The sequence below is a fragment of the Streptomyces sp. NBC_01288 genome (assembly GCF_035982055.1).
Classification (GTDB): Bacteria; Actinomycetota; Actinomycetes; order Streptomycetales; family Streptomycetaceae; genus Streptomyces.
This window is the reverse complement of record NZ_CP108427.1, coordinates 5768008-5793376: the sequence shown is the minus strand read 5'-3', so window position 1 is coordinate 5793376 and position 25369 is coordinate 5768008. Positions and strand designations below refer to the sequence as shown.

30 protein-coding genes and 1 pseudogene are annotated in these 25369 nt (G+C 68.1%); 16 read left to right on the top strand and 15 right to left on the bottom strand.

The features are described from left to right. Nucleotides 1–27 precede the first annotated feature (27 nt). On the top strand, nucleotides 28–1254 hold the full coding sequence (locus OG194_RS26165; protein ID WP_327403233.1) for a cytochrome P450 family protein: 1227 nt from the start codon (nucleotides 28–30) through the stop codon (nucleotides 1252–1254). Between the two features lie 70 nt (nucleotides 1255–1324). Here the strand turns inward: OG194_RS26165 and OG194_RS26160 are convergent, their stop codons facing one another. From OG194_RS26160 to OG194_RS26145, 4 genes are read right to left on the bottom strand one after another with little or no spacing between them, the layout of a single operon-like run. After that, nucleotides 1325–3067, bottom strand: a complete 1743-nt coding sequence (locus OG194_RS26160; RefSeq protein WP_327403232.1) for an ABC-three component system protein — start codon at nucleotides 3065–3067, stop codon at nucleotides 1325–1327. Further along, the gene (locus OG194_RS26155; RefSeq protein WP_327403231.1) at nucleotides 3057–3314 is read right to left on the bottom strand and encodes an ABC-three component system middle component 6; all 258 of its coding nucleotides are present in this window, start codon (nucleotides 3312–3314) and stop codon (nucleotides 3057–3059) included. Before OG194_RS26155 ends, OG194_RS26160 begins: the two co-directional genes overlap by 11 nt. A 1-nt stretch (nucleotide 3315) precedes the next feature. Then, nucleotides 3316–4254, bottom strand: coding sequence for an ABC-three component system protein (locus OG194_RS26150; RefSeq protein WP_327403230.1), 939 nt, complete (start codon nucleotides 4252–4254; stop codon nucleotides 3316–3318). Nucleotides 4255–4297: 43 nt separating this feature from the next. Continuing rightward, nucleotides 4298–4696, bottom strand: a complete 399-nt coding sequence (locus OG194_RS26145; protein ID WP_327403229.1) for a hypothetical protein — start codon at nucleotides 4694–4696, stop codon at nucleotides 4298–4300. A gap of 159 nt (nucleotides 4697–4855) precedes the next feature. Between OG194_RS26145 and serC the strand changes: the two genes are divergently transcribed. Both serC and OG194_RS26135 read left to right on the top strand, forming a co-directional pair. Beyond that, nucleotides 4856–5974 (top strand): phosphoserine transaminase, encoded by a 1119-nt coding sequence (gene serC / locus OG194_RS26140; protein ID WP_327403228.1) that lies wholly within the window; start codon nucleotides 4856–4858, stop codon nucleotides 5972–5974. A 266-nt stretch (nucleotides 5975–6240) separates the two neighbouring features. After that, the gene (locus tag OG194_RS26135; protein ID WP_327403227.1) at nucleotides 6241–7053 is read left to right on the top strand and encodes an acyl carrier protein; all 813 of its coding nucleotides are present in this window, start codon (nucleotides 6241–6243) and stop codon (nucleotides 7051–7053) included. Between the two features lie 92 nt (nucleotides 7054–7145). On the opposite strand, the gene OG194_RS26130 is transcribed toward OG194_RS26135, so the two are convergent. Beyond that, complete coding sequence (locus OG194_RS26130; protein WP_327403226.1) at nucleotides 7146–7334, bottom strand: DUF397 domain-containing protein; 189 nt, start codon at nucleotides 7332–7334, stop codon at nucleotides 7146–7148. Then, nucleotides 7331–8200 carry a helix-turn-helix domain-containing protein gene (locus OG194_RS26125; RefSeq protein WP_327403225.1) on the bottom strand — a complete coding sequence of 290 codons (870 nt, stop codon included), beginning with the start codon at nucleotides 8198–8200 and terminating at the stop codon, nucleotides 7331–7333. Before OG194_RS26125 ends, OG194_RS26130 begins: the two co-directional genes overlap by 4 nt. Before the next feature lie 188 nt (nucleotides 8201–8388). Here OG194_RS26125 and OG194_RS26120 point away from each other — a divergent pair, with 188 nt between their 5' ends. From OG194_RS26120 to OG194_RS26105, 4 genes are all read left to right on the top strand, one after another. Next, nucleotides 8389–8808, top strand: coding sequence for an ATP-binding protein (locus tag OG194_RS26120; protein WP_327403224.1), 420 nt, complete (start codon nucleotides 8389–8391; stop codon nucleotides 8806–8808). Between the two features lie 193 nt (nucleotides 8809–9001). Then, nucleotides 9002–9709: a transmembrane-type terpene cyclase gene (locus OG194_RS26115; protein WP_327403223.1), complete on the top strand. Its 708-nt coding sequence runs from the start codon at nucleotides 9002–9004 to the stop codon at nucleotides 9707–9709. Beyond that, complete coding sequence (locus tag OG194_RS26110; protein ID WP_327403222.1) at nucleotides 9706–10470, top strand: MerR family transcriptional regulator; 765 nt, start codon at nucleotides 9706–9708, stop codon at nucleotides 10468–10470. Before OG194_RS26115 ends, OG194_RS26110 begins: the two co-directional genes overlap by 4 nt. Before the next feature lie 142 nt (nucleotides 10471–10612). Continuing rightward, nucleotides 10613–10795 (top strand): hypothetical protein, encoded by a 183-nt coding sequence (locus OG194_RS26105; protein ID WP_327403221.1) that lies wholly within the window; start codon nucleotides 10613–10615, stop codon nucleotides 10793–10795. A 24-nt stretch (nucleotides 10796–10819) separates the two neighbouring features. On the opposite strand, the gene OG194_RS26100 is transcribed toward OG194_RS26105, so the two are convergent. Beyond that, nucleotides 10820–10999, bottom strand: a complete 180-nt coding sequence (locus OG194_RS26100) for a hypothetical protein (protein ID WP_327403220.1) — start codon at nucleotides 10997–10999, stop codon at nucleotides 10820–10822. 21 nt (nucleotides 11000–11020) lie between these two features. On the opposite strand from OG194_RS26100, the pseudogene OG194_RS26095 reads away from it, so the two are divergent. Further along, a pseudogene (locus tag OG194_RS26095) lies at nucleotides 11021–11203 on the top strand (hypothetical protein); the annotation flags it as partial. A gap of 81 nt (nucleotides 11204–11284) precedes the next feature. Next, nucleotides 11285–11746, top strand: a complete 462-nt coding sequence (locus tag OG194_RS26090; protein WP_327403219.1) for a hypothetical protein — start codon at nucleotides 11285–11287, stop codon at nucleotides 11744–11746. A gap of 89 nt (nucleotides 11747–11835) precedes the next feature. Here OG194_RS26090 and OG194_RS26085 read toward each other — a convergent pair whose 3' ends face one another. The 3 genes from OG194_RS26085 to OG194_RS26075 form a co-directional block, all read right to left on the bottom strand. Further along, nucleotides 11836–13350 carry a cellulase family glycosylhydrolase gene (locus tag OG194_RS26085; protein ID WP_327403218.1) on the bottom strand — a complete coding sequence of 505 codons (1515 nt, stop codon included), beginning with the start codon at nucleotides 13348–13350 and terminating at the stop codon, nucleotides 11836–11838. Nucleotides 13351–13459: 109 nt separating this feature from the next. Continuing rightward, nucleotides 13460–14311: an ABC transporter permease gene (locus OG194_RS26080; RefSeq protein ID WP_442811628.1), complete on the bottom strand. Its 852-nt coding sequence runs from the start codon at nucleotides 14309–14311 to the stop codon at nucleotides 13460–13462. Continuing rightward, the gene (locus tag OG194_RS26075; RefSeq protein ID WP_327403217.1) at nucleotides 14308–15321 is read right to left on the bottom strand and encodes an ATP-binding cassette domain-containing protein; all 1014 of its coding nucleotides are present in this window, start codon (nucleotides 15319–15321) and stop codon (nucleotides 14308–14310) included. Before OG194_RS26075 ends, OG194_RS26080 begins: the two co-directional genes overlap by 4 nt. Nucleotides 15322–15436: 115 nt before the next feature. Here OG194_RS26075 and OG194_RS26070 point away from each other — a divergent pair, with 115 nt between their 5' ends. Further along, nucleotides 15437–16261 carry a TetR/AcrR family transcriptional regulator gene (locus OG194_RS26070; protein ID WP_327403216.1) on the top strand — a complete coding sequence of 275 codons (825 nt, stop codon included), beginning with the start codon at nucleotides 15437–15439 and terminating at the stop codon, nucleotides 16259–16261. On the opposite strand, the gene OG194_RS26065 is transcribed toward OG194_RS26070, so the two are convergent. Continuing rightward, complete coding sequence (locus OG194_RS26065) at nucleotides 16242–17240, bottom strand: WD40 repeat domain-containing protein (protein WP_327403215.1); 999 nt, start codon at nucleotides 17238–17240, stop codon at nucleotides 16242–16244. The genes OG194_RS26070 and OG194_RS26065 overlap by 20 nt on opposite strands. 94 nt (nucleotides 17241–17334) lie before the next feature. Here OG194_RS26065 and OG194_RS26060 point away from each other — a divergent pair, with 94 nt between their 5' ends. The 3 genes from OG194_RS26060 (at nucleotide 17335) to OG194_RS26050 (ending at nucleotide 19825) form a co-directional block, all read left to right on the top strand. Beyond that, a complete protein-coding gene (locus tag OG194_RS26060) occupies nucleotides 17335–18081 on the top strand; it encodes a GDSL-type esterase/lipase family protein (RefSeq protein WP_327403214.1) in 747 nt (248 codons plus the stop codon). Nucleotides 18082–18197: 116 nt separating this feature from the next. Beyond that, a complete protein-coding gene (locus tag OG194_RS26055; RefSeq protein ID WP_327403213.1) occupies nucleotides 18198–18788 on the top strand; it encodes a Uma2 family endonuclease in 591 nt (196 codons plus the stop codon). 44 nt (nucleotides 18789–18832) lie between these two features. Next, entirely contained in the window at nucleotides 18833–19825 is a 993-nt protein-coding gene (locus OG194_RS26050; RefSeq protein ID WP_327403212.1) for an aldo/keto reductase, read from the top strand. Nucleotides 19826–20032: 207 nt separating this feature from the next. Here the strand turns inward: OG194_RS26050 and thpR are convergent, their stop codons facing one another. Then, nucleotides 20033–20590, bottom strand: a complete 558-nt coding sequence (gene thpR / locus OG194_RS26045; protein WP_327403211.1) for an RNA 2',3'-cyclic phosphodiesterase — start codon at nucleotides 20588–20590, stop codon at nucleotides 20033–20035. Between the two features lie 109 nt (nucleotides 20591–20699). Here thpR and OG194_RS26040 point away from each other — a divergent pair, with 109 nt between their 5' ends. Continuing rightward, complete coding sequence (locus OG194_RS26040) at nucleotides 20700–21221, top strand: GNAT family N-acetyltransferase (RefSeq protein ID WP_327403210.1); 522 nt, start codon at nucleotides 20700–20702, stop codon at nucleotides 21219–21221. A 36-nt stretch (nucleotides 21222–21257) separates the two neighbouring features. Here OG194_RS26040 and OG194_RS26035 read toward each other — a convergent pair whose 3' ends face one another. Together OG194_RS26035 and OG194_RS26030 are read right to left on the bottom strand one after the other, a co-directional pair. Continuing rightward, a complete protein-coding gene (locus tag OG194_RS26035; RefSeq protein ID WP_327407209.1) occupies nucleotides 21258–22529 on the bottom strand; it encodes an MFS transporter in 1272 nt (423 codons plus the stop codon). A 235-nt stretch (nucleotides 22530–22764) separates the two neighbouring features. Next, entirely contained in the window at nucleotides 22765–23202 is a 438-nt protein-coding gene (locus tag OG194_RS26030) for a MarR family winged helix-turn-helix transcriptional regulator (protein WP_026150457.1), read from the bottom strand. A 154-nt stretch (nucleotides 23203–23356) separates the two neighbouring features. Here OG194_RS26030 and OG194_RS26025 point away from each other — a divergent pair, with 154 nt between their 5' ends. Further along, nucleotides 23357–23539, top strand: coding sequence for a hypothetical protein (locus tag OG194_RS26025; protein WP_026150456.1), 183 nt, complete (start codon nucleotides 23357–23359; stop codon nucleotides 23537–23539). 10 nt (nucleotides 23540–23549) lie between these two features. On the opposite strand, the gene OG194_RS26020 is transcribed toward OG194_RS26025, so the two are convergent. Further along, on the bottom strand, nucleotides 23550–24944 hold the full coding sequence (locus OG194_RS26020; protein ID WP_327403209.1) for an NCS2 family permease: 1395 nt from the start codon (nucleotides 24942–24944) through the stop codon (nucleotides 23550–23552). Nucleotides 24945–25066: 122 nt separating this feature from the next. Between OG194_RS26020 and OG194_RS26015 the strand changes: the two genes are divergently transcribed. Then, nucleotides 25067–25357 (top strand): DUF2530 domain-containing protein, encoded by a 291-nt coding sequence (locus tag OG194_RS26015; RefSeq protein ID WP_327403208.1) that lies wholly within the window; start codon nucleotides 25067–25069, stop codon nucleotides 25355–25357. Nucleotides 25358–25369 lie beyond the last annotated feature (12 nt).

Sequence of the window (25369 nt, the reverse complement as noted above, 5' to 3'; positions counted from 1 at the left end):
AGCCCCTGCCTTTGGAGGCACTCCCGTATGAGCACCGGTTCCGAAGAGACCCGTATCGTCCTCGACCCGTTCGTCGGCGACCTGGACGGCGAGAGCGCGAGGCTTCGCGCGGCCGGTCCGCTGGCCGCCGTAGAGCTGCCCGGTGGCGTGCCCGTGTGGGCGGTGACGCGGCACGCCGAGGCGAAACAGCTGCTCACGGATCCGCGGCTGGTGAAGGACATCAACGTCTGGGGTGCCTGGCAGCGCGGCGAGATCCCCGCGGACTGGCCGCTGATCGGGCTCGCGAACCCGGGCCGTTCGATGCTGACCGTGGACGGCGTGGACCACCGCCGGATGCGCACGCTGGTCGCGCAGGCGCTCACCCCGCGCCGGGTGGAACAGATGCGGGAGCGGATCGCGAAGCGGACGCAGGGCCTGCTCGACGGCCTGGACGGGGACGAGGTCGACCTGAAGGCGGCGTTCGCGTACCCGCTCCCCATGTACGTCATCGCCGACCTCATGGGCATAGCGGAGGACCAACTCCCGCGCCTGAAGGAGCTGTTCGAGAAGTTCTTCTCGACGCAGACGCCGCCGGCCGAGGTGATCGCCACCCTCACGGAACTCGCGGGCATCATGGCCGCGACGGTCGCGGCCAAGCGCGCCGAACCCGGCGACGACCTGACCTCCGCCCTGATCGCGGCGTCCGAGAACGGCGACCACCTCACCGACGAGGAGATCGTCTCCACGCTCCAGCTGATGGTCGCGGCCGGCCATGAGACGACGATCTCACTGATCGTCAACACGGTCGTCAATCTCTCGACGCACCCCGTCCAGCGCGCCCTGGTGCTGGCCGGCGAGGCCGACTGGTCCTCGGTGGTCGAGGAGACCCTGCGCCACTCGACGCCCACCTCGCACGTCCTGATCCGCTTCGCCACGGAGGACGTCCAGGTCGGCGACAAGATCCTCCCGGCCGGGGACGCGCTGATCGTGTCGTACGCCGCGATCGGCCGCGACGAGGAGGCCCACGGCCCGACGGCGGGCGAGTTCGACATCACCCGCACCAGCGAGAACCGGCACATCTCCTTCGGCCACGGCCCGCACGTCTGCCCGGGCGCGGCCCTCTCCCGCCTGGAGGCGGACGTGGCGCTCCCGGCCCTCTACGAGCGCTTCCCGCACCTGGACCTGGCGGTCCCGGCGGCCGAGCTCCGCAACAAGCCGGTGGTGACGCAGAACGACATCTTCGAGCTGCCGGTGCGGCTGACGCCGGGCGACTGATCGGACGGTCCGCGGGGCCGGAGGGGTTGGAAGGAATCAAGCCCCTCCGGTGTCGGGAAACCCGCTCCCATCAGAAACGGAAGCCGAAGAGGCCACCTTCCTCGTTCCTGTCCGTCAACCGTGGGTCGACGACGCGCCCCTCCGTCTGGAAGCCGCGCTGGACCGCCTTGGCGAGGTCGTCGGAATTGAGGCTGACGATGTATTGCATGTCCTCGTCCTCGGCGACCTCGGCCGCCAGCGATAGCGCCGCGGCGATCTGTCGGTCGTCGACGCCGTCGAAGAGGTGGCTGTCGTGCACCAAGAAGTCAGGGCCACGACCATGACGGTGGGCGATGACGGCAATCGTGAGGTCAAGGCAGAAAATCACCATGTTGCCGATGCCTCGACTGTCACCCCGGTCAATGAACGGCGTGATCTTGAGGGAATTCGTCCCCGACTGAATGGCGAGGTAGGCCTCGTGCTCGGGCCCGTAGAGCCTGCGGGCATAGTCGGCGAACAGCAGAATAGCCTCGCGTGTCTGCTCCTGCCGCTCATCGAGGTCGACAGCCATGGCTTCCTGCAACTCCGCACGCTTCGCCGTGATCTGTCGGGCACTGCTCTCCAGTGCCTGAGCTGCCTCGTACCGGTGTCTGAGCGCATCGACGGACGCCTGCTTCTGCGCCAGCGCCTGTTGAAGGGCGGTCAGGGCTTCCAGCGCCCCGCCCTCCTCAAGTGACTTGAGTACTGAGGCCAGTTCTTCGCCGAGCTGTTCCCGCTCCCGTCTGCGGGTCTCCAGCCGCTGCTGAATGCCATTGATCTCGTCCATCAAGTACCGCCGACGATTCCGGACGACCGAGGCATGAAACGCCTGCACATCGTCGAACCGTTGTCGCACCTGCCGACCGAGCGTGACCCCCAACTCCTGGTAGGCCCGCTCCAGATAGCCGGTATCGGGATCTGCGGCCTCCGAAACCGAATTCTGAAGGTCATCCAGATTGCGTCGGTCCGTGATGTCCTCGTTCGGGATGGCGCGGATTCGGCGGTTTATGTCGTCGGCCCGGTTCTTGAGCTCTTCGTAAGCAGGTACAACCCTGAAGGATCCGATCTGTTCCTTCAATCGGCTCACCTCGTTCTCGCCCAGCGCGATCTGACCACGCAGGTCCGCAACGCTGCCGACGATCCGCCCCCAGACAGGGTCGTCCACGGCCTTCCGCAATTGACGCCGTGTGGCCTCCCGAGCCGCCAGTTCACGGAATTCGGCGGCAAGCCGCCAGTCAAGTCCCAGCAGATAGGCAAGGTTGGCCGTGGCCTCGGCCTCCGACTGCTGCGGGAACGTCCGTACTGCGTCATTGAACGCCTTGGCCGCGATGCGCCGGATCAAGAACGACAGCATGGTTCGGCCCGAGATCCCCGGGTGGTCCACGCCCAACCCGAACAGAACCTGCTCCACAAGCCGGTTCCACTCCGCGACCGGGATCACAGCCGGTCCGGCAACGTCGAAGAGGCTGCTTGAGTCGTGCCGAACATCGGGGTCGAGCCGTACGAAGCCCGCGTCACTGCCTTTGCGCTGTACAGTCACCTGTCCGTTGCCCGGCCAGTCCAAAGTCAGGGCGAAGGTGACGTTCTGGAGCGGCCGGCGGGAAGTGAGGCTCTTCTTGCCCGCGTTGGCGCCCAGGAGGAAATGCAGTAGCTCGACCAGGCTGGATTTTCCCGTGCCGTTGCGGCTGTCGGTTTCGCGCGAGGTCTCGGTCGTATCGGCCACCAGGAGATTGATTCCTGGGCTGAAGGTGACCGTACGGAACGACCCGAGGTCAGCGGAGAGGCTACGCAGCATCCTCGCTCCTTGTCGGTACGAGCAGATCCCGGCGCAGCTCAACGGTCCCGAGCGCGTACAGGATGTCCAGGCCCAGCACGAACCACTCGAACGAGACCGGGGCATGGTGGCCGAGCCGCACGCGCTGTTCCTTGAAGCGCGCCCAGGTCTGGGTCACGGTCAGGGGCTGGTCGAGCGCGAGGATGATCTGCGCACCGATGGCCAGCAACGCACGGTCAGGGGCGATTCCCTTGGTCGGAGTGAGCACTTCACATCTCCCCTACGGCCGTCGGCACCCACCCGGAGGGAGGTACGTCGAACACGTCGCAGCGCTCGAAGAAGTGCGCGATGACGACGGCCGCCGCCCACGTGGCCCGATGAGTCACTCGCGCATTGCCCACCACGTATTGCTCCAGTCCGAGCCACAGTTCCTCCGTGTCGGAGGTCGTCTCCCGCAGTTGGTCGAAGTAGATCCGGAAACCACGGGCCACCAAGTCGTGTTCGTCGACTCGTGTGATCCCGTCGTAGTACTCGTCCACCAGATAGCTGTGCCGCAACGCTTTGAACAGCGTCTCGCGCACGTCTTCGGTGAGGCGGTTGTACTCGATCTTGTGCTGGTTGACGACGGGTACCTCAGCCAAGGGCTCCGCGCTGTCCCTGCGCTGCGTGAGCTGCCTCAGCAGAGGTTCCAGGTCAGCCAGCCCGATGCCGTAGGTCCGGTCGTCGATCGGGATGGGGCAGCCGAGCAGGTCCTCGGCCGCGGCCCGGTCGAGCGTCATGAATTCCTGCCAGAGCCACTGCTTGCCGCGTACCGCCATCCGCAGCGGTCTGATCTCCTCCTGCGCGTCTGACAGCAGCACGCTGATCTGCGGATGGACCCCTCCCCTGGCGTCGTTGTAGACGAAGGCGAAGGTGTCGAAATGACCGTTGCGCTTGGCCAGTGCCTTGTCCAGGTCAGAACGGAGCTTGGACTGGAACGCGGCGACCGCGTGCGTCTCGGGGGCGTAGCAGGCGTGGAGGGTTCGATCCCAGAGAAGCATGCCGTCGGCTCCCATGTCTCCGAGATTGCCATGGGTGCGCACCGGCACGTAGTCGGAATGCCGCGCACTCATGAGGCGGTGGAAGAACTCCTCGAAAGGCTCGCCGTGCAGGTCCGTGAGCAACTGCTGAAATTTCAGGTACGCGAAGATGCGCTGAGTGAAGTCCATATCCCCCGTCGACCTTTGGATTGAAAATAGCGGCGCGGGCCGCTCAGCTCCGGTCGCGCAGTGCGGCAAGAGAAACACCGTCGTCCGTGTGCCAGACGCTCCAGCCGTTGATCTTGCAGTCAGCCACGGCTTCGCAGGCCCCCGACGGCGAGTCACGGATGCTCCCGTCCTCAAGCCGCAGATATCCGCCCTCGGTCACATACGCCGTGTGCGTCACGCCGAGGTTGCGCCTGCGCCAGGTGAGCCGCTGCTCCGGTGACAGCACACCTGCCGTCAGCAGCGAAGCCAACGACGGCTTTCTGCGCCGACCGGCCTCCGCGCCTTCCTGGCCCAGGTCGAGAAGCCTGCGGAGGACGGTGTTGGGGTTGTCCACGAACGGTTCGGCTTCCCTCTGGAGCCGTTCGTAGACGTCGTCGTCCACGACGATCGTGTGCTTCGGCACACGCCACCGCCTCTCTTCGGACTTCCTTGAGAGAAAAATAGAGAAACTCGGCGTCCCCGTCCAGCGCGATTGCCCGTTGCAGCCTCCACCCGCTCGCCCCTGTCTCACCCGACGGACGACGTTTCGCCCAGGTTTCCTGGAACGGCTAGGCTCCCGCTCGTGGCTGATATCGAGATTCCCGCTGACATCAAGCCCGCCGACGGACGTTTCGGCGCTGGCCCCTCCAAGGTGCGGACGGAGGCGCTGGACGCGCTGGCCGCCACCGGTACGTCTCTGCTGGGTACGTCCCACCGCCAGGCCCCGGTCAAGAACCTGGTCGGCAAGGTGCGCGAGGGCGTCTCCGCGCTGTTCTCGCTCCCCGAGGGCTACGAGGTCGTCCTCGGCAACGGCGGTTCGACGGCCTTCTGGGACGTCGCGACCCACGGCCTGATCGACAACAAGTCCCAGCACCTGACCTTCGGCGAGTTCAGCTCGAAGTTCGCGAAGGCGGCCAAGCTGGCGCCGTGGCTGGCCGAGCCGACCGTCATCTCCTCCGACCCCGGCACGCACCCCGAGCCGGCCGCCGAGGCGGGCGTGGACGTGTACGCGTACACGCACAACGAGACGTCGACGGGCGTCGCGGCCCCGATCAAGCGAGTGCAGGGAGCCGACGAAGGCGCCCTCGTGCTCGTCGACGCCACGTCGGGCGCGGGCGGCCTCCCGGTCGACATCGCCGAGACGGACGTCTACTACTTCGCCCCGCAGAAGTCCTTCGCCTCCGACGGCGGCCTGTGGATCGGCGTCTTCTCCCCCGCCGCGATCGAGCGCGCCGAGCGCGTCCACGCGTCCGGCCGCCACGTGCCCGAGTTCTTCTCGCTCCCCACGGCGATCGACAACTCCCGCAAGAACCAGACGTACAACACCCCTGCCCTCTCCACCCTGTTCCTCCTCAACGAGCAGCTTGAGTGGATCAACGGCCAGGGCGGCCTGGCCTGGTCGACGGCCCGCACGAAGGACTCGTCGAGCCGCCTGTACAGCTGGGCGGAGGAGTCGAAGTACGCGACCCCGTTCGTGTCCGACGCCACCAAGCGCTCGCAGGTCATCGGCACGATCGACTTCGCCGACGAGATCGACGCGGCGGCCGTCGCCAAGGTCCTGCGCGCCAACGGCATCGTCGACACCGAGCCCTACCGCAAGCTCGGCCGCAACCAGCTCCGCGTGGCGATGTTCCCGGCGATCGACCCGGCGGACGTCGAGGCGCTGACGAAGTGCATCGACTACGTCATCGAGAAGCTGTAATCGCCTTACGGTCACACGGTTCTACGACGACGAAGGGCGCCCCGCGGATCGATCGCGGGGCGCCTTTTGCCGTCGTAGGGCAATGCGGGGCGGCGTGCGGTCGACGTCCAGGTGAACCCGGAACCCGGACAAACCCCCCGCACACCACAGCCGCGTAACAGCGAACGCACAGCGGACAACTCCCGCCCCACCCCGCCGGTCGAACTCGACGCGTCGCACACCTGCGGCGCAACTCCTCGACTCCCGACCGAAGTTGGAGTTGCCCCATGCCCAGGAAGTCCCTGCCGACGCGGCTCGCCGCCACCGCCGCATTGCTGCTCACCGCGGGCGCCCTGTCCGCGCCGACCGCCTCCGCAGCCCCCTCGGACGCCGCGCCCGGCGACGCGTACGTCCTGACCGTGACGACGAACCCGGCCCGCACCAACTACCAGGAACGGCACGTCGACGTCACCGGCACCGTCACGAAGGCCGACGGCACCCCGGCGCCGAACATCCCCGTCACCCTCCAGGAAGTCGTCCGTTTCACCACCTGGAACCCGTGGGGCGACCCGATCGACCCCAACTACTACGAGTCGCGCGACCTGGGCAAGCCGGTCACCGACGCCAACGGGAAGTTCACGGTCCCGGACGTCGACATCGACCACTCGGGCGGCAGCAGCCTGCTCAACGTCCAGCACCAGGTGGAGATCACCGCCTCCTACGACGAGGACGGCGACCCCAACACCCCGCAGGACGGCTACTTCGCGGACACCACGGTGGCCGTCAACACCCGCTCCAGCTCGATCAGTTACTTGGTCAACAAGAAGAAGGTGAAGGCGGGCGACATCCTCACCGTCCAGGGCAAGGTCACCCTCCCCCAGGGCGTCGAGCCCCAGGGCACGGAAGTCTTCCTCCAGACCTACTGGGAACAGGAGTCCCACGTGAAGGTGACCGCGGAGGACGACGGCTTCTTCGTCCTGTCGGTACGCGTCTCCGGCTACGACGACACGTTCACGCTCCGCACGGCGCCGAGGGATATGTACGTGACGGGGGCACAGCAGGCTCTGCCGATCACCAACACGTCGTTGCCGCGCGGCTAACCTCCCGGCGGGACCGGGGGAGGTGGGTCCGGAAAGTGTGACACTTTTCGGGAAAGTGACACACTTTTCGGGGGAGGGTGTGGTGGGGGGCGTCAGAACTGCCGGACGAAGCAGCGCCAGGCTTCGCGCGAGACGGCAAGGAGGGGGGCGGTGCCGTCTTCCGGGTGCTGCTTGCTGTCGCGGACGGCGCGGCCGTGAGTAGCGGTGTCGGCGACCTCGACACAGGCGTTCTCCTGCCCGGAGTACGAGGACTTCCAGAAGGGGTTTACAACCTTGGTCACGATGTGTCTTCCTTCAAGCTCCGCAGTACGCCCCGGATGAGCTTCGCGCTCGCGTCCGGCGCCAACGCTGACGATCGTAGTAGGTCGTATGCATTGGCGTAAGCGGCAAGATCCTCCGCGCCTTCAAGGACCGAGGTACCTCGCAGGTTGTCCATGGCGACGGCTTCGACCGTCGGCTCCTCATCGAAGCTGAAGGAGTAGAAGGCGGACGAGTAACCGGCCAGGACCCCCGCGCTGAACGGCAGCACCTGCACGGTGACGTTCTTCCGCTTTCCGGCCTCAAGGACCGCGGACAACTGCTCCCGGTGAATCCCGACGCTCACCAACGGGTGCACGACGACGCCCTCCCAGAGAATGACCGTGTACGACGCCCCGCCCTCGTCGATCTTCGCCTGCCGCCCCATCCGTACCTTCACCAGTTGGTCGACCCGCTCCGGCTCCAGGTAGTGGGGACCGCCCGCGATAACCGACTCCGCGTAGGCCGGAGTTTGCAGGAGCCCCGGCACCGTGACCGGCTGCCACTCGCGGATGTAGGTCGCGTCGTCCTCCAACGCGATGTGGTCGACGTAATCCGGCCGCAGGTGCGCGGCATGCTCAAGCCACCAGCCCCGGTTCTTCGAGTTCTTGGCCAACTCCTCCAGCTTGACGCGCACTTCCGGGTCCGTGACGCCGTACGCGTCCAGCAGCAGCCGCACTTCGATCACGCGCGGGGTGGCGTGGCCACTCTCAACGCGGCTGATCCTGGCCTGACTTGATGCGATCAGATCGGCGGCCTGCGGCTGGTCGAACTTGGCAGCCAGCCTGTACTGCTTGAGTGCCGTACCCAATCGCCTGCTACGCACTGTCGGCCGTCCACCTGCGGGCATGGGCCCTCCCCTCTTCTGCGGCAACGATGCCACACCGAGCGTCAACCTTAGGGTTGCATCACTCGATCGAGTGACACTCACGAATATATTCGTCGATTCACATTGCGCGGATCCGGAATCCACCTCTAGCTTCATGAAGGCGCCGCAACGCAGCCCAACTTGACGCCACGTCAGGACGGAGTTCCCCCATGCCCGCGTCCGAAAGCTTCCGCATCCCCAAGAACCGAAGCCACGTCCCCGTCGCCCGCCAACACGTCCGCAAGACCCTCGCGGGCTGGGGCATCACCGACGAACTGGCCGACGCCGTAACCCTGTTGGCGAACGAACCGGTCACCAACGCCGTGACCCACTGCAAGGTCTCCCACTCCCAGATCAAGGTCGAACTCACCCTCACTGGCGCGGAGTTGGTCCTAGAGGTCTCGGACCCGGACCGGAACAGACTCCCCCGGCCGCACGACTCGACCCCGGACGAGGAAGGCGGCCGGGGCCTCGCGCTCGTCGCCGCGCTGGCCGACGACTGGGGATGCCGGCAGGAGCCGTACGCGAAGTGCGTGTGGGCGAGGTTCGGCCTGGAGGAGGTCCAGGCTCATGTTCCGGCGACTTTATGAGGCGACGGCCCGCCTGCTCACTCGCCCAACTCCCTTGAGCGACACGGAGCTTGCGCGGGAAGTCCGGACGCCCGACCCCTACGTATGGCGACTCCCGCCCGTCACACTTCGGTAAGACGGTCATCGCCCGCATCCCCGAACGTGTCTGTTAGCGTCCGCGCGACCCCTCAGAGATCCACAACAGGAGACGTAGATGGGTATCGCCCTCATCCTCGCGAGCGGCATCGCCTGGACGATCGTGTACGTCGAGGCGATCCGGGTCGGGTTGCGCGAGCGCACCTACGCGATGCCGGCCGTGGTGCTGGGTCTGAACTTCGCGTGGGAGTGGACGTACGCGGTGCACGACCTGGTCTTCGACCCGTCGGTGCAGGGCGGTATCAACCTGGTGTGGGGCATCGCCGACGCCGTGATCGTGTACACGTTCTTCCGGTACGGCCGCGCCGAGTTCCCGTCGTTCGTCACGCCACGGATGTTCGCCGGGCTGAGCGTGCTGCTGTTCGGGATGTCGTTCGCCGTGCAGTGGCTGTTCCTGGCGAAGTTCGGTGCGGAGGACGGGGTCGCCTACTCGGCGTTTCTCCAGAACCTGCTGATGTCCGCCCTGTTCATCGCGATGTTCGTCGCGCGGCGCGGACTGCGCGGGCAGTCGGTGACGATCGCGGTGGCCAAGTGGCTCGGCACGCTCGCGCCCACGATCCTCTTCGGCGCCCTCCAGCACGACGGGTTCCTGCTCGGGCTCGGCATCATGTGCAGCGTGCTGGACCTCGTCTACATCTGGCTGTGCGTGGCGGCGAAGCGGGGCGACTGGGACGGTGCGGTGTCCGGCTCGGCGGACTCGGCTCCGGAACAGCGGGAACACGGGCTTGCACCTCACACGGCGTCAGGGAGCATCGTCGACGCATGAGCATCGACCAGACATGGAAGGTCGGAGCGCTCGCCGAGGCGAGTGGGCTGACTGTTCGCACGTTGCATCACTGGGACCGGATCGGGCTGCTGAGTCCGTCCCGGCGTACGGCCGCCGGGCACCGTGAGTACACCGAGCAGGATGTGGTCCGCCTCTATCAGGTACTCGCGCTGCGCCGTCTCGGGCTGGGGCTGGAGACCATCGCCACGTGCCTGGACGTCGGAGTCGACCCGGTCCGGCTGGTGAACGAGCACCTGGCCGCCGTAGAGGCGTCCATCGCGTCCCTGGACGCGCTGAGGCGCCGACTGGCCGACATCCAGGGCGAGTTGGCCTCCGATCGGGCACCGGAGATCTCCGCGCTGATCGGCGCGCTCCGGACGATGGGCGGCGCGGGACCGGAACGCGAGCAGGCGCTACGGCGCCACCTCGACGACGACCAGATCCAGGCGCTGCACGACCGGGCGGCCCCGCTCGGCCCTGCCGCCCACTACCTCCTGGAGGTCGAGTGGCCGGAGCTGTACCGCAGGGCCGAGGCGCTGCGAACCGCCGGGGTGGAGCCGGCGGAACCGCGGGTGCGGAAGCTGGTGGCCCGCATGGACGAGCTGAGTTCGCTGTTCAGCGGGGGTGACGGCGACGTCTCGGCCGCGGTCCGGTCCGCCTGGCGGCACGAGCCCGCCGCGATGTCCGGCGACCCGACGGCTCCGGCCGACACCTGGCACACCCTGACCGCCTACCTCGACCGCGCCCGCGCCACCGCGTGACCGCGTGACCGCGACTTCCGGCCCTCTCCGCCCACGTCGGTCAGCGCGCCCACGATCACGGGGATGACCTCGGGTGCGTCAACCGGCCTGCGGGGCACGGTTGTTCGTGCTGCTCGGGCTGTCCTGATGGTTGGATCTGCACGTGGACAACATGTTGTGGAACAGGCTGTCGGCGGAGGCGCAGGCGGAGGTGGACGGCCTCATCGCCGCCGGCCGCAATATCCAGGCCATCGCGGTGATGCGGGAACGCCTAGGGCTTCCGCGGCCTGAACTGCGTGACTGTATCGATCTGTTGGCGTGGCGGCACGGGGCGCGGAACGAATAGGCGATACGCCCGTACGTGCTGCCGTCAGACGGCGAGGTCCCGACGAACCCGGGTGACGATCCGCCTCGCCTCGGCCCCGTACACGGCGGACGCGGCGTGTGTCTCGCAGACCAACTGGTGCAGCTCCTTGCCGGGGACGTGCAGCCACTCCTGCCGCTTCATCCGGGCACGCACCGCGTCGTCCGTGTCCCTGGTGGTGTTCATCAGTTCCGCGAGATCTTGGAAGAGGCGCAACGCGACGCCGGTCAGCTGTCCCGGCTCGTCACCTCCGCCGCCCAGCGGCTCGGCTCCGGCGGCGACGCATCGTACGGCTTCTATCTCGAACGGCCCTCGTACCTCTCGCTCGCCCTGGTGACCTGCTCCCCGAACCGCGCGAGGCCCGAACTGCCCTGCCCGCTCGGGAGTTGAGACCTCGGACAAGAACCACGGCCCCAACAGCCGGACAACAACCAGGTAGGCGCATGTCGACCGAACACATAGCCTCCGCCCGTGGCCGATCGCAGTGAGGCAGAAGGCGCGTTCAAGAACCGGTGCGAGAGCGCCGCGCGGACGCTCGCGCCACTCGTCGGCCACTTCATCGACCGCATCTCGTTCGCGGCCTTCAACGCGGACGACTCTCTGGAGATCGCCCTCTGGGCAGGACCGTCGAAACCCGACGTCGTCATCTCCCTCGGCGGCCTGCGCTACGTCATGGTCTCCAAACCCCCTGAGATCTCAGGGTGCTTCGTCGACGAGATCTCCCTGGTCCACCTGCCGACGACGCCGCATCCCTGGCCCGAGGACGCGGTCGGCCGCGTCGTCCGGTTCGGCGGACTGAGCGAGCTGGCGTGGCTTCGGATCATCGGGCCGGCCGAGGTGGACGTCATGGCATCGATCGTGACCGTCTACGTGGCCGTGGGATACGGCACGGCCACGTCGGCAGACGGCGATTCTTCATCACGCCAGGGGTGAGACGGGGCGCGCGCGGTGCCGGTCATGTCGCCCGACTCAGCACCCCCGCGCGAGCGCCGCCCCTCTGCCCCCTCTGCCCCCTCAGCCCCTCACGTCGCCGTACAGCTCAGGCTCGGCGCGCTCCCACCCCCCGGAGCACCCCCGAACCCGAAACTCGCCGAACCCCCCACCCCCACACTCCCGTTGTGATCCGCGTTCACCGCGGTCACACCCATCCCGCTCTGCGTGTACGTCGCGTTCCACATGTTCGTGATCTGCTGGGTGCCGGACCAAGTCCACTTCACCTGCCAGGACTTGAGGGCCGAGGTGCCGGAGTTCGTCACCGTCACGGCGGCGTTGAAGCCGGTGCCCCAGTCGCTGGTGGTGGCGTAGGTCGCCGTGCACGCGGCCGTGCTTCCGCCGCCGCCTCCGTCGCCCCCGCCCGTCCCCGTCCCCGTGCTCGGGAACCCCGCCGCCTTGATGCTCGCCAGGTATCCGTCCTTCACCGTGTCCACGGTCTGCCAGTCGTCCTTCAGGATTCCGCCCGTGTCACCGGAGTTGGGGTTCCACGACCAGAAGGTCCAGGAGAAGGAGTCGGCGCCGTACGTCGACGTCGGGCGGAGGTAACTCACCAGCGCGGCAAGCCACTTCTGGTCCACCGTCGATGCCAGCGTCGTGCCGAACTCGCCCACCCACACCGGCGCGATGTTCTGCTGGAAGAGGTAGCCCCAGTACTTGTCCCACACGGCGGGCATGTTCGCCGGGAAGGACGGGTCGCTGAACCACGGCTGTTGGGCCACGCTCGTCGCGTAGTCGTGGGCCGAGTACACGACCCGGTTGGGCACGGTGAGTTGAACCGGGTACTGGCCCGCGCCCATCAAGTTGCCGCCCCACCAACCCGATACGCCGGCGTACGTCTGCACACCCTCCACGAAGATCAGGAGGTCCGGGTTGACCGACAGCACCGCGTTGCCCGCCCGCTCCGCCGCCAGGCGCCAGTCCGTCGCCACGTCGCCGCAGCCCCAACACGCGGGATCGTGCGGCTCGTTGTGGAGGTCGATGCCGATGACCGTCGACTGGCCCGCGTAACGGGTCGCCAGGGAGCGGAGGTTGGCGATCCACGTCGACTCCGGTACCGCTGACGTGTACCAGAGCGCCGACTGCGCCGACGCGTCCGGGCGATGCCGGTCGAGGATGACCTTCAGGCCGTCCTGGCCGGCGTAGGCGACCAGTTTGTCCATGATCTGGAGGGAGTTCAGGCCCTGGAGGTCCGCGTTCTTGCCGCTGGAGAAGTCGATGCTGTTGGGGACCGTGCCGGGCTTGAAGATGTCGTCGCTGTAGGGGAGGCGGATGGTGTTGTAGCCCAGCGACTTCATCTGGTCGATCATGCTCTTGTAGTCGCGTGACCAGAGGCCGTGGACAACGTAGTTGGCGGTCTCGAAGCCGAACCAGTTGATCCCGGCGATACGAACCGGCTGCCCGGCCGCGTCCAGGATCTGGCGGCCACTGGTGTGCCAGTAACCGGCGCCGGGTGCGTCGGCCGCGTGCGCGGCGTGGACGCCGACCAGCGGTAGAAGGAGCACCGCCGTAACAGCGCACAGCGCTCTTCTCAAGGTGCGGAACATGTCGCTGCTTCCTCTCGGAGGCGCGGGTCCGGAACCAATGGGAGCGCTCCCACTACCCGACGTCCTCCATGGAAGCCATGTCGCGTGAACACGTCAAGGCAACGAGCAGCTATCGGCTGAGCCTGCGGAACCTCCGTACCGCCAGCGGAAGGAACAGCAGCGTCAGCGCCGCCGGCCATGCCCCCGCGAGCAGCAACGCGTGCTGTTCCGGCCAGGACGTGCCCTGGCCCGTCGGCGCCCCGAAGAGCGCGCGGGTGGCGCCGGCCGTGGACGAGAGCGGGTTCCAGAGGGCGGCCTGGCCGAGCCAGTGGGGCATCTGGGTCGGGGAGACGTAGATGCTGGAGATCATCGTCAGGGGGAAGACGATCGCGAACAGGCCGCCGACCTGTTCGGGGCCCGGGAGCAGGAGCCCGAGCCAGACGCCGACCCAGATCAGCGCGAAGCGCAGTGCCAGCAGCAGGGCCACCGCTTTCGCGAAACCGGGGCCGAACTCCGGGCGCCAGCCCATCCCGTACGCCGTGGCCATCATGATGCCCAACTCCGCGCAGGCGACGATGAGATCGGTCGCGCCGCGCCCCGCGACCACCGCCGACGGCGCCATCGGCATGGAGCGGAACCGGTCGATGACGCCCTTCTTCGCGTCGTTCACGAAGATCGTCGCCGTCGACACGAAGCCCATGGCCACCGTCATCACGAACATGCCCGGCATCAGGAACGCCTTGTAGTCGCCGCCGCCCGGCACCCGCATCGCCTTGCCGAAGACATAGCCGTACAGCAGCACGGAGAGGATCGGGAAGCCCAACTGCCAGAGGATGCTGACCGGTTGGCGCCGATAGTGGGTCAGGCCGCGCCGGACGACGTTCCAGCAGTCGGCGATCGTCCAGAAGACACGGCCGTGTTGGGGGCGTCTGCGGTAGGTGCGCCCGGTGCCCTCGGACGCCGTCGAGACGTTGCCGCTCACGCCGCCGCCCCCTCGGCCTCCGGGACCTCGAACTCCGGTTCCTGCGCGGCTGGTTCCTCTTCCGTACGGCGGCCCGTCAGCCGGAGGAACACGTCGTCCAGGCTCGGGCGGCGCAGGCCGATGTCCTCGACCGGGATGCCGTAGTGGTGGAGGTAGCGGGCGACCTCCGTCAGCGAGCCCACCCGGTCGGCCACCGGCGCGTGCACCCGCAACTCCCCCATGTCCGCCTCGGGTTGGCCGCCATGGGCCACTCTCGCGACCGCCTGCAACGCGTAGGGGATGTGGGCCGGTTCGCGCAGCACGACCTCGATACGGTCGCCGCCGACGCGGTTCTTGAGGCCGTCGAGGGTGTCGTCGGCGATGGCGCGGCCCTGGTCGATGACGGTGATGCGGGAGGCCAGGCGGTCGGCCTCCTCCAGGTACTGGGTGGTCAGGAGGACGGTGGTGCCGTCGGCCACCAACTGCCGTACCGCTTCCCAGACTTCGCCCCGGCTGCGCGGGTCCAGGCCGGTGGTCGGTTCGTCCAGGAAGAGGACGGCCGGGGCCAGGATCATCGACGCGGCGAGGTCGAGGCGGCGGCGCATGCCACCGCTGTAGCCGCCCGCGCCCTTGTCCGCCGCGGCCTCCAGGTCAAACTGGCGCAGGAGTTGGGACGCCCTCAACTTGGCCCGCCTGCGGCCGAGATGGAAGAGGCGGCCGAACATCTCCAGGTTCTGCCGGCCGGTGAGGATCTCGTCGATCGCCGCGTACTGGCCGGTGAGTCCGATCCGGGTGCGCACCTGGCGCGGCCGGCGGGCCACGTCGAGACCGGCGACCGTCGCCCGGCCGCCGTCGAGCCGGACGAGCGTGGAGAGGATGCGTACGGCGGTGGTCTTGCCGGCGCCGTTCGGGCCGAGCAGCCCGTGCACGGTGCCCTCGCGGACGGCCAGGTCGAAGCCGTCGAGGGCGAGTTTGTCGCCGTAGCGCTTCTCCAGCCCTTCGGCCTCGACCACGTACGTGTCACCACCCATGGGCCCTCGTCCCTCCCTCCCGTACCGAGCGTTCTCAGCGTTCGAACTGCGTGCACCGTATCCGATTGCGCGTACGGTGTACTCGGTTTTCGCGCGGCGACCTAGACTCCCCCGCATGACGAGCAGGCCCCCCAACTCGACCTCCAACTCGACGGACTCCAGCGGCAGCGGCGACATCGGCCGCACCCTCGAACTGCTGTGGGACACCGGCCCCCGCCCCAGCCGCGGGCCGAAACCGGGGCTGTCCGTCGACCGGATCGTGGACGCGGCCATCCGCATCGCGGACGAGGAGGGGCTGGACTCGGTGTCCATGCGGCGGGTCGCCACCGACCTCGGTACCGGCGCGATGTCCCTGTACCGGTACGTCCCCGGCAAGGCCGAACTCCTCGACCTCATGCTGGACCGCGTGCGCTTCCCGGACCACCCCAACGACGGTGCGGGCAGCGGCAGTTGGCGTACGGCGCTGGAGACCGCCGCCCGCGACGCCCTCGCCGTCCACCGCCGACACCCCTGGCTGCTGCGCGTCAACCAGTCCCGCCCGCTCCTCGGCCCCCGCGCCCTCGCCACCCTGGAACACCTGCTCGGCCGTATCCGCCCGATGGGCCTGACCGACCCGGAACTCGTCTCGACCGTCGTCATGATCGACGGTTACGTCGTCGGCGCCGCCCGCACCCAGGTCCACCAGGAGGAGGCGGCCCGCAGCACCGGGCTGACCGACGCGGAGTTCTACGGCGCCCAGGTCCCGGCGCTGGAGAAGGCGATGGCGACCGGCGCGTACCCGACCCTCGCGTCCCTCTCCCCCGACACGTTCACCGTCGGCTTCGACCACTTCGAGTTCGGGCTCGGGCGCATCCTGGACGGGCTGGAGGTCGTGGTCCAGCAGCACGGCGAGGGTCAACAGCCCGCAGAGACGGGTGAGTTCAGCTCCTACGACGCGTGAGGCGCCGTAGCCCGAACAACGCCCCGCCGACGACCACAATGGCCAGGGCGCCGATCTTCACGTTGCTCCCCGAGCCGCCGCCGCTGTCACCGCTCGCCGAACTCCCGCCACCGGAGGGCGACTTGGAGGAGTCCGAGCCACCCCCGGGCGCGTCCTCCGCCTGCACCGGACTGTCGGTGCCCTCGCTCCCGTACATCAGCTTGGTGCCGTCGGCGGAGTAGCTGACGGACTCCCCCTGCCCCTGCAACGGCACGTCGAGGCGCCCCTCGCGCTTGATCTTCCCGCCGTTCCAGTCGTAGTAGATACCGCCCAAGTAGCCGCGTACGGCGAGCTGTTGGCCGTTCGGCGAGAAGGCGGCGTCGGTGGCCCAGAGGTCGACGGCGGCGATGGGCTTGAAGTAGTTGGTGCCGGAGGAGGAGAGATTGGCGGGGCCTTCGAACAGATGCCCGCCGTCCTCCTTCTTGTCGATGATGTACACGCGTCCGGTCTTGGGGTGCACGATCAGCGACTCGGCGTTGCGGGCGCCGTCGGAGTACTTCACGACGTACTGCGTCGCCCGGATCGTCTGGTCCTTGAGCACCTTCGGTTCGGGCAGCTTGTAGATCCAGACGTAGGGCCAGGTCCCGTCGAGGTTGTCGCCGATGTCGCCGACGTAGATCTCGTTGTGCGGGCCGATGGAGATCGCCTCGACGTCACGCGGCTTGCCGACCCCGCTGAAGGTGACCGTGGCGACCGTCTTGCCGGTGCCACTGTCGACGGCGTAGATGTACGGGCCGTCGTTGCTGTCGTTGTGCGTCCAGTAGATGCCGGGGTGGAGGTGCGAGGCGGCGAGCCCGCTGGACTCGGTGATCCGGGAGTCGGTGATCGTGAACCCCTCGTCACCCTTGCCGTCACCGTCGTCTGAGGGTGCTGCGGCTGCGGGCAGGGCGAGCGCGCCGACGAGGAGGCCGGCACCGAGGAACGCGAGGAAGCGACGCATGCCCCAAGCCTGCCATCCCGTGCGGCGCCGGGCGTGGTGGGCCTCACACCCCGCCCGTTCCATCCATCGGTGGTTGATCGTCCATCATGAGCGGATGCTCAGGTTCATGCCCGTAGGCGACTCCATGACGATCGGGAGCGCGGGCGAACACACATGGCGTTACCGGATGTGGCAGCACCTGCGCGCGACCTACGGCGGCCCGTTCGCCGTGGTCGGCCCGCGCGAGACGCTGTACGACAAGGCGACGGACACGCCCACGTCGTACGAGTACGCCGACCCCGACTTCCCGCACTTCCACCTGGCCGGCTGGGGTGAGGGCTGGCTGCACATGGCCCCGCTGATCGGCGAGGCGGTCCGCGCGCACCGGGCCGACGTGCTCCTCGTCTCCCTCGGCCTGATCGACCTGGGCTTCTACACGAACGCGACGCAGACGGCCGCCAACATGCGGTCCTTCGTGGCGGCGGCCCGCATCGTGAGACCGTCCGTCCGCATGGTGTTCCTCCCGGTGATCCCGAACGTCCGCGCCCAGACGGACGCCCCCTTCGCCACCGAGGTAGCCCTCTTCAACGAACTCCAGGCGAAGGCGGTCGCCGACCTCGACGATCCCCGCTCCCCCCTCCTCCTGGCCTCCCTCCCGGAGTCGTACGACGTCACCCACGACACGTACGACGGCACCCACCCGAACGCGTCCGGCGAGCACAAGATCACGGGGGCGTTCGCGGGGGCGATGCATCAGGCGTGGGGGGTGGGCGGGGAGTACGGCGAGGACGCCCCTGCCGAGGGCGACAGCACCCAACACCGGGCGCACCACTCCTCGTTGAGGCGGTCGGCGCGGCGCTGACCGGCGGCGTGATCACGCCGGTCGATGGCGTGATCACTACGCATCCCGGTCACCGTGCGTATCGTTGAACCGCGCGGCTGCACTTGTGTGGAGGGCGGCCGGGGAGGAGCGCCACGATGACCGTCCTTGAAGACAGGATCGCGATGGCCGAGGTAAGCGGCGAGCTGACTCTTGATGTCATGTTCGAGTGGCTTGAGAAGATGCCCATCCCCGAGGGAATCAGGGTCGAGATCGTCGGGGGGAACATCTACATGTCGCCGCAGCGGGACACCCACTGGGAGATCATCCGCAGGGTCGTACGGGCGTTGGAGGACAAGTTCGGCATGATGGCGAAGATCTTCTCCGACGTGCGCATCGACTTTCCCGGCCATCTCAACGGCTTTTGTCCGGACGTCGCGAAGCTGCGTGAAGGCGCGCAGAAGAGCCCCGAGGGACACTGGCAGCACCAGGACGTCGAGTTCGTCGCCGAGGTCATTTCCAAGGGCACCGCCGCCAACGACTACGGCCCGAAGAAGGCCGCGTACGCCCTCGCCGAGGTCCCCGTCTACGTCATCGCCGACCCGTACCAGGGGCGTTGCCACGTCTACACCCACCCCAAGGGCGACGACTACGCGACGGAGACGAAGGTGGCGTTCGGGGACGACATGGATCTCAGCGGCACCGTGGTCGGTCTCACCCTCAGCACCGCCGACTTCCCCCGCGACTGACCCCCCTTGCATAGAGCGCACTCGAAGTCGTTGGCTAGATACTCATGAAGTACACGCAGCTCGGACGCACAGGCCTCAAGGTCAGCCGACTGGTCCTCGGCACGATGAACTTCGGACCGCAGACGAATGAGCCGGACAGCCACGCGATCATGGACGCGGCGCTGGACGCGGGCATCAACTACTTCGACACCGCCAATGTGTACGGGTGGGGCGAGAACAAGGGCCGGACCGAGGAGATCATCGGCAACTGGTTCGCGAAGAGCCCCGACCACCGCGACAGGACGGTCCTCGCCACCAAGGTCTACGGCAACATGGCCGCCGACGGCGACGCCTGGCCCAACCACGACAAGCTCTCCGCGGTGAACATCCGGCGGGCCGTGGACGCCAGCCTCAAGCGGCTACAGACCGACTACATCGACATCTACCAGTTCCACCACGTCGACCGGGCCACCCCCTTCGAGGAGATCTGGCAGGCGATCGACACCCTCATCCAACAGGGCAAGATCCTCTACGTCGGTTCCTCGAACTTCCCCGGTTACAAGATCGCCCAGGCCAACGAGATCGCCGCCCGCCGCGGCGGCACCATCGGCCTCGTCAGCGAGCAGTGCCTCTACAACCTCGCCGAGCGCCGCGCCGAGATGGAGGTCATCCCGGCCGCGCAGGAGTACGGCCTCGGGGTCATCCCCTGGTCCCCGCTCCAGGGCGGACTCCTCGGCGGGGTCATCAAGAAGGAGGTCTCGGGCGGCCGCCGGGCGAGCGGCCGGGCCGCCGACACCCTCGCCAACCCGACCTCACGCGCCCAGATCCAGGCCTACGAGGACCTCCTCGACAAACACGGCATCGAACCCGGCGAGGCCGCCCTGGCCTGGCTCCTCACCCGCCCCGGCGTCACCGGCCCGATCGTCGGCCCACGCACCGCCGAGCAGTTGGAGTCCGCGTTGCGCGCCGTAGAGCTGGAGTTGAGCGAGGAACTTCTCGGGTCACTTGACGAGATCTTCCCGGGGCCCGGCCCGTCGCCGGAGGCCTTCGCCTGGTAGACGCCGTTGAGGCAGGCGCCCCTTCAGGGGCGCGGGGAACTGCGCGACCAGCCACACACAGCCCGCACCCGGCGACGATCGCGCAGTCCCCCACGCCGCGCCCGCCCTCACTTGCCAAGGGCCGCCGCGAGCCCCACGACAACGAACAACAGCACAAGCACACCGGCCATGATCCGGTTCCGGGTTTTCGGGTCCACGTACCCGAGCCTAACCGGCCGCTCCCAGCGCCCAGCGGGCGACCGCCTCGTACCGCGGTTGCTCCCCCGCGACCCCGGACCTCGGCAGGTTGCTGCGGACGAGGACCAGCTCGTCCGCCGTCCACCCACGGCTCGCGAAGTCGTCGAGCCGGTCGAGACACGGCCGTACGTCCACGGCCTCCCGGCTGCGCGCCACGGTGAGGTGGGCGCGGTACCGCCGGTGTTCCCGCGTCGCCGTGGCCTCCTCGCAGCGCTCCGCGAGGTGTCGTAGGGCCGTCACGTCTCCCTCCACCCCCGCCCACAGCGCCCGCCCGTCCCCGAACTGCCCGCCTCCGCGCACCGCCAGCCCGAACGGTTCGGTCCGGCGCGCGGCCCGCTCCAGGGCGGCGGACAGTTCGGGTACGGCGACCTCGTCGACCTCGCCGTAGAAGGCGAGCGTGAGGTGCCAACCCGGGCGGGCCGTCCAGCGGAGGCCGTCCGCGCCCGGGAGGCCGTGCAACTCGTCGACGGCGGCACCCAGTTGGGCCAGTACGTCCTCGGGCGGCAGCAGCGCCGCGAAGAGTCTCATGGGGGCAGCCTTCCACCACTGCCCACCGTGTGTGCCCTGGGCTAACCGGTCTGCCGCGCTTGGACGGTTAGTCCAGGACACAGCCTTTTCCGACCCCTAGCCTGCTGCCATGGAGACCGACACCAGCATCAGCATCAGAGACGGCGGGCCCGACGACATCCCCGCGATACTCGGCATGTTCGACAGCGCCGTGGCATGGCTCGTCGCGCAGGGGCGGACCGGGCAGTGGGGCAGCACGCCGTGGTCGGAGAATCCGCGGGCCGTGGCGATGGTCGAGCGGTATGTGGCGCAGGGCTCGCCCTACATCGCCGAGGTCGGCGGCGTTCCCGTCGGCACGCTCACCCTCACCGACTCCCCGGGGTCGTACATCGACGCCGTGGACGAGCCGGAGCGGTATGTCCATCTCCTCGCCTCCGACCGCCGGTTCAAGGGCCACGGCGTCGGCAGCGCGCTGCTCGCGCACGCGGTGGAGGTGACGCGGCGGGCCGGGGTCTCCCTGCTGCGGGTGGACTGTTACGCGGGGGACGACCGCAAGCTCGTCGCCTACTACGAGAGCAACGGGTTCACGGCCACCGAGGCGTTCGTCGGGAGCGACCGGTGGCCGGGACAGGTGCTGGCCCGGAGGGTGTGACCATCACCATCACCCTCCGGGCCATGCCCCCAACTCCTAGGCCGCTGTCGCCAGTTGCTCCCGCTCGCGCGGGACGAAGGCCACGCTCGGATGGCCGTGGTTCCAGTCGAACGACAGGCGCAGGTCGCCGATGCGGGCCAGGATCACGCCGATCGTGGCCGCGGCGACGGCCGCGATGACGCCGCCGAGGGCGAAACTCACCCGGGGGCCGTAGGTGTCCGTGATCCAGCCGACGATCGGTGCGCCCACCGGCGTACCGCCCATGAAGACCATCATGAACAGGGCCATGACGCGGCCGCGCATGGCCGGGTCGGTGCCCATCTGGACGGCGGTGTTGGCCGTGACGTTGACCGTCAGGCCGAAGATGCCGATCGGGATCATGAGCAGGGCGAACAGCCAGTAGGAGGGGGCCACCGCGGCCACCACCTCAAGGATGCCGAAGGCCGCCGCCGCCGCGATCAGGACGCGGAGGCGGGTGGTGCCCCGGCGGGCGGCGAGCAGGGCACCGATCAGGGAGCCGACCGCCATCAGGGTGTTGAAGAGGCTGTACGCGCCGGCGCCCGCGTGGAAGATGTCGTCCGCGTAGGCCGACAGCCACACCGGGAAGTTGAAGCCGAACGTGCCGATGAAGCCGACGAGGACGATCGGCCAGATCAGGTCGGGGCGGCCGGCGACATAGTGCAGGCCCTCGCGGAGCTGGCCCTTGCCGCGCGGGGCGCGCGTGACGGAGTGCAGGTCGCGGTTGCGCATCAGGAGCAGGCTCGCCAACGGCGCCACGAAGGACAGGCCGTTGAAGAGGAACGCCCAGCCCGTGCCGACGCCGGTGATCATGACGCCCGCGACGGCGGGACCGACCAGGCGCGCGGACTGGAAGTTCGCCGAGTTCAGGCTGACCGCGTTCTGCAACTGCTCGGGGCCGACCATCTCGGAGACGAAGGACTGGCGGGCCGGGTTGTCGACCACCGTGGCGAGGCCTACGGCGAAGGCGGCGACGTACACGTGCCAGACCTCTACGTGGCCGGAGAGGGTCAGGAAGGCGAGGGCGAGGCCGGTGAGGGCCATCGCGGACTGCGTGACGAGCAGCGTGGGGCGCTTGGGCAGCCGGTCGACGAGGACACCGCCGTAGAGCCCGAAGAGCAGCATCGGCAGGAACTGGAGGGCGGTCGTGATGCCTACGGCGGCGGAGGAGCCGGTGAGGCTGAGGACCAGCCAGTCCTGGGCGATGCGCTGCATCCAGGTGCCGGTGTTGGAGACGACCTGGCCGATGAAGAACAGCCGGTAGTTCCGGATCTTCAGCGAGCTGAACATCGACGACTTGCCGGCGGGATCAGGGGTGGGCGGGGAGTCGGGGGTGGCTGGCGCGGGGGCGGAGTCTGCTCCGGGTCCCGAACTCAAAGGTCGCCTCCTCTTTCTTTTGCTCGTTCGCCTTCGGGGCGCTTTGTGCCGGTGTCGAGAGCCCGACCGTGTTCGGCCCTTCGGGCCTCCGCGCGCTCGCCCTCTCGACACCGGCGCGACCCTACGGCTCACTCGCGCATAGACAGACTTACAGGTGTGCGAGTTTCTCCAGCACGGGGGCGGCGGCGACGATCTTCGCCCACTCGTCCTCGTCGAGGCCGTCGACCAGGCCGGCCAGGAACGCGTTGCGCTTGCGGCGGCTCTCTTCGAGCATCGCCTCGGCCTGGGGGGTCTTGGTGACGACCTTCTGGCGCCGGTCCTCGGGGTGCGGCTCCAGCTGGACCAGACCCTTCGCTTCGAGCAGCGCCACGATGCGGGTCATCGAGGGCGGCTGCACATGCTCCTTGCGAGCGAGCTCGCCAGGGGTCGCGCTGCCGCAGGTGGACAGGGTGCCGAGCACCGACATCTCGGTGGGGCTCAGTGACTCGTCGACCCGCTGGTGCTTGAGTCGACGGGACAACCGCATCACGGCTGATCGCAAGGAGTTCACAGCGGCAGCGTCGTCGCCATGGGTTAGGTCCGGCATGTTCTTTAGCGTAACTCATTACTCTCCCTAAAGACCAATGGCGACACGCCGAGATGCCCGTGACCCTGACCACTGAACCCTTACGTCACCCATATGAGTGATACCGGCGCGGAACGTCACCCACCGCCCGGAACCGCCCCGGACCCTCGTCTACATGGGGACCAGCGTGCTCAGCCTGCGGATAGACGGGGAGCTGCTCGAACGGCTCCGACACCATGCCTCGAAAAGGGGAATGAGCGTCCAGGACTATGTGGTCCAGACGCTCATTCGGGACGACTTCGACGAGCGGTTCCAGACCGCGGTCGAGGAGACGGAGAAGTTCTACGGGGTCACGTGACCCCGTCCGATCAGGTGAGACCCAGCGCCGGCATCAGGTAGTAGAACCCGAACACCGCCGCGACGACGTACATCGGCACCGGGACCTCCCGGCCCCGGCCCGCCACCAACCGCAGCACCACGAACGTGATGAAGCCCATGCCGATGCCGTTGGTGATCGAGTAGGTGAACGGCATCATCACCATCGTGATGAAGGCCGGGATCGCGATCGTGTAGTCGGCCCAGTCGATCTCCTTGACGGAGCCCGCCAGGATCAGGAAGCCCACCGCGAGCAGCGCGGGGGTGGCCGCCTGGGACGGGACCATCGTGGCGACCGGCGTGAGGAACAGCGCTACGGCGAAGAGCGCGCCCGTGACGACGTTCGCGAAGCCCGTGCGGGCGCCCTCGCCGACACCCGCCGTGGACTCCACGAAGCAGGTGGTCGCGGAGGACGAACTGGCACCGCCGGCCGCGACCGCGATGCCGTCGACGAAGAGGACCTTGTTGATGCCGGGCATGTTGCCCTCGCCGTCGGTCAGCTTCGCCTCGTCGCTGATGCCCATGATCGTGCCCATCGCGTCGAAGAAGCACGACAGCAGGACCGTGAAGACGAAGAGCACGCCGGTCAGCACGCCGACCTTGGAGAAGCCGCCGAACAGGCTGAACTTGCCGATCAGGCCGAAGTCCGGGGTGGCGACCGGGTTTCCGGGCCACTTCGGGGTGGTCAGGCCCCAGGAGGGGATCGTCGCGACCGCGTTCACGATCACCGCGAGGACGGTCATCGTGACGATGGAGATCAGGATCGCGCCGGAGACCTTGCGGACGATCAGCCCGAGGGTGAGCAGCACGCCGAGGATGAAGATGAGCACCGGCCAGCCGTTGAGGTGACCGTCGGCGCCGAGCTGGAGCGGGACGGTGGTCTGGGCGGCGTCCGGGATGCGGGAGATGAACCCGGAGTCCACGAGCCCGATCAGCATGATGAACAGGCCGATACCGATCGAGATGGCCTTGCGCAGTCCGTACGGCACCGCGTTCATCACGCGCTCGCGCAGCCCGGTGGCGACCAGCAGCATCACGACCAGACCGGCCAGCACGACCATGCCCATCGCGTCCGGCCACGTCATGCGGGGCGCGAGCTGGAGGGCGACGACGGAGTTCACGCCGAGTCCGGCGGCCAGCGCGATCGGTACGTTGCCGATGACACCCATGAGGAGGGTGGTGAACGCGGCCGTCACGGCCGTCGCGGTGACCAGCTGGCCGTTGTCCAGGTGGTGCCCGTACATGTCCTTCGCACTGCCCAGGATGATCGGGTTCAGCACGATGATGTACGCCATCGCGAAGAAGGTGGCGAACCCGCCCCTGATCTCGCGAGGGAGGCTGCTGCCCCGTTCGGAGATCTTGAAGTAGCGGTCGAGGGCGGTCTGCATTGGATGTTCCTACGAGCAGAAGTGGACAGACGGAAACCGTTTCAGTATGAACATATGAAGACGTCAGGCGCTATCTCCGCGCGTAGATCAGAGAGTGTTGCGCCGCCTCGTAAGCTGGGGGCATGGCGAAGTGGACACCGACACACGAGGCACCGGAGCCCCTTGAGGGCCCGATCGTCCCGACGATCATCGGCCTCACGATCCTCTGGTTCGTCCTCTTCCTGGTACAGCTCCCCTTCTACGGCTGGTACGACGACCACGGCCATCTGTGGTGGCTGTGGACCTGCCTGGCCGGGAGCGGGCTCGGGCTGATCGGTATCTGGTACGTCCGGGGGCGCGATGCCGCCCTCAAGCGGCTGGCGGCCGAGGCGGCTGTTTCGGCCACGGAGGCCTCCTCCCCTGCTGCGGAGTGAGTAGTTCCTGCT

Excerpts from the sequence above, each read along its gene's own strand:
- OG194_RS26075 (WP_327403217.1), bottom strand. The coding sequence starts at position 15,321 with ATGGGTGGTGACACGTACGTGGTCGAGGCCGAAGGGCTGGAGAAGCGC.
- OG194_RS26165 (WP_327403233.1), top strand. The coding sequence starts at position 28 with ATGAGCACCGGTTCCGAAGAGACCCGTATCGTCCTCGACCCGTTCGTC.
- OG194_RS26125 (WP_327403225.1), bottom strand. The coding sequence starts at position 8,200 with ATGCCCGCAGGTGGACGGCCGACAGTGCGTAGCAGGCGATTGGGTACG.
- thpR (WP_327403211.1), bottom strand. The coding sequence starts at position 20,590 with ATGAGACTCTTCGCGGCGCTGCTGCCGCCCGAGGACGTACTGGCCCAA.
- OG194_RS26025 (WP_026150456.1), top strand. The coding sequence starts at position 23,357 with ATGGGGACCAGCGTGCTCAGCCTGCGGATAGACGGGGAGCTGCTCGAA.
- OG194_RS26030 (WP_026150457.1), bottom strand. The coding sequence starts at position 23,202 with ATGCCGGACCTAACCCATGGCGACGACGCTGCCGCTGTGAACTCCTTG.
- OG194_RS26040 (WP_327403210.1), top strand. The coding sequence starts at position 20,700 with ATGGAGACCGACACCAGCATCAGCATCAGAGACGGCGGGCCCGACGAC.
- OG194_RS26100 (WP_327403220.1), bottom strand. The coding sequence starts at position 10,999 with ATGAACACCACCAGGGACACGGACGACGCGGTGCGTGCCCGGATGAAG.
- OG194_RS26050 (WP_327403212.1), top strand. The coding sequence starts at position 18,833 with ATGAAGTACACGCAGCTCGGACGCACAGGCCTCAAGGTCAGCCGACTG.
- OG194_RS26070 (WP_327403216.1), top strand. The coding sequence starts at position 15,437 with ATGACGAGCAGGCCCCCCAACTCGACCTCCAACTCGACGGACTCCAGC.
- OG194_RS26035 (WP_327407209.1), bottom strand. The coding sequence starts at position 22,529 with ATGTTCAGCTCGCTGAAGATCCGGAACTACCGGCTGTTCTTCATCGGC.
- OG194_RS26020 (WP_327403209.1), bottom strand. The coding sequence starts at position 24,944 with ATGCAGACCGCCCTCGACCGCTACTTCAAGATCTCCGAACGGGGCAGC.
- OG194_RS26135 (WP_327403227.1), top strand. The coding sequence starts at position 6,241 with ATGCCCAGGAAGTCCCTGCCGACGCGGCTCGCCGCCACCGCCGCATTG.
- OG194_RS26015 (WP_327403208.1), top strand. The coding sequence starts at position 25,067 with ATGGCGAAGTGGACACCGACACACGAGGCACCGGAGCCCCTTGAGGGC.
- OG194_RS26060 (WP_327403214.1), top strand. The coding sequence starts at position 17,335 with ATGCTCAGGTTCATGCCCGTAGGCGACTCCATGACGATCGGGAGCGCG.
- OG194_RS26055 (WP_327403213.1), top strand. The coding sequence starts at position 18,198 with ATGACCGTCCTTGAAGACAGGATCGCGATGGCCGAGGTAAGCGGCGAG.
- OG194_RS26120 (WP_327403224.1), top strand. The coding sequence starts at position 8,389 with ATGCCCGCGTCCGAAAGCTTCCGCATCCCCAAGAACCGAAGCCACGTC.
- OG194_RS26085 (WP_327403218.1), bottom strand. The coding sequence starts at position 13,350 with ATGTTCCGCACCTTGAGAAGAGCGCTGTGCGCTGTTACGGCGGTGCTC.
- OG194_RS26065 (WP_327403215.1), bottom strand. The coding sequence starts at position 17,240 with ATGCGTCGCTTCCTCGCGTTCCTCGGTGCCGGCCTCCTCGTCGGCGCG.
- OG194_RS26150 (WP_327403230.1), bottom strand. The coding sequence starts at position 4,254 with ATGGACTTCACTCAGCGCATCTTCGCGTACCTGAAATTTCAGCAGTTG.
- OG194_RS26110 (WP_327403222.1), top strand. The coding sequence starts at position 9,706 with ATGAGCATCGACCAGACATGGAAGGTCGGAGCGCTCGCCGAGGCGAGT.
- OG194_RS26115 (WP_327403223.1), top strand. The coding sequence starts at position 9,002 with ATGGGTATCGCCCTCATCCTCGCGAGCGGCATCGCCTGGACGATCGTG.
- OG194_RS26160 (WP_327403232.1), bottom strand. The coding sequence starts at position 3,067 with ATGCTGCGTAGCCTCTCCGCTGACCTCGGGTCGTTCCGTACGGTCACC.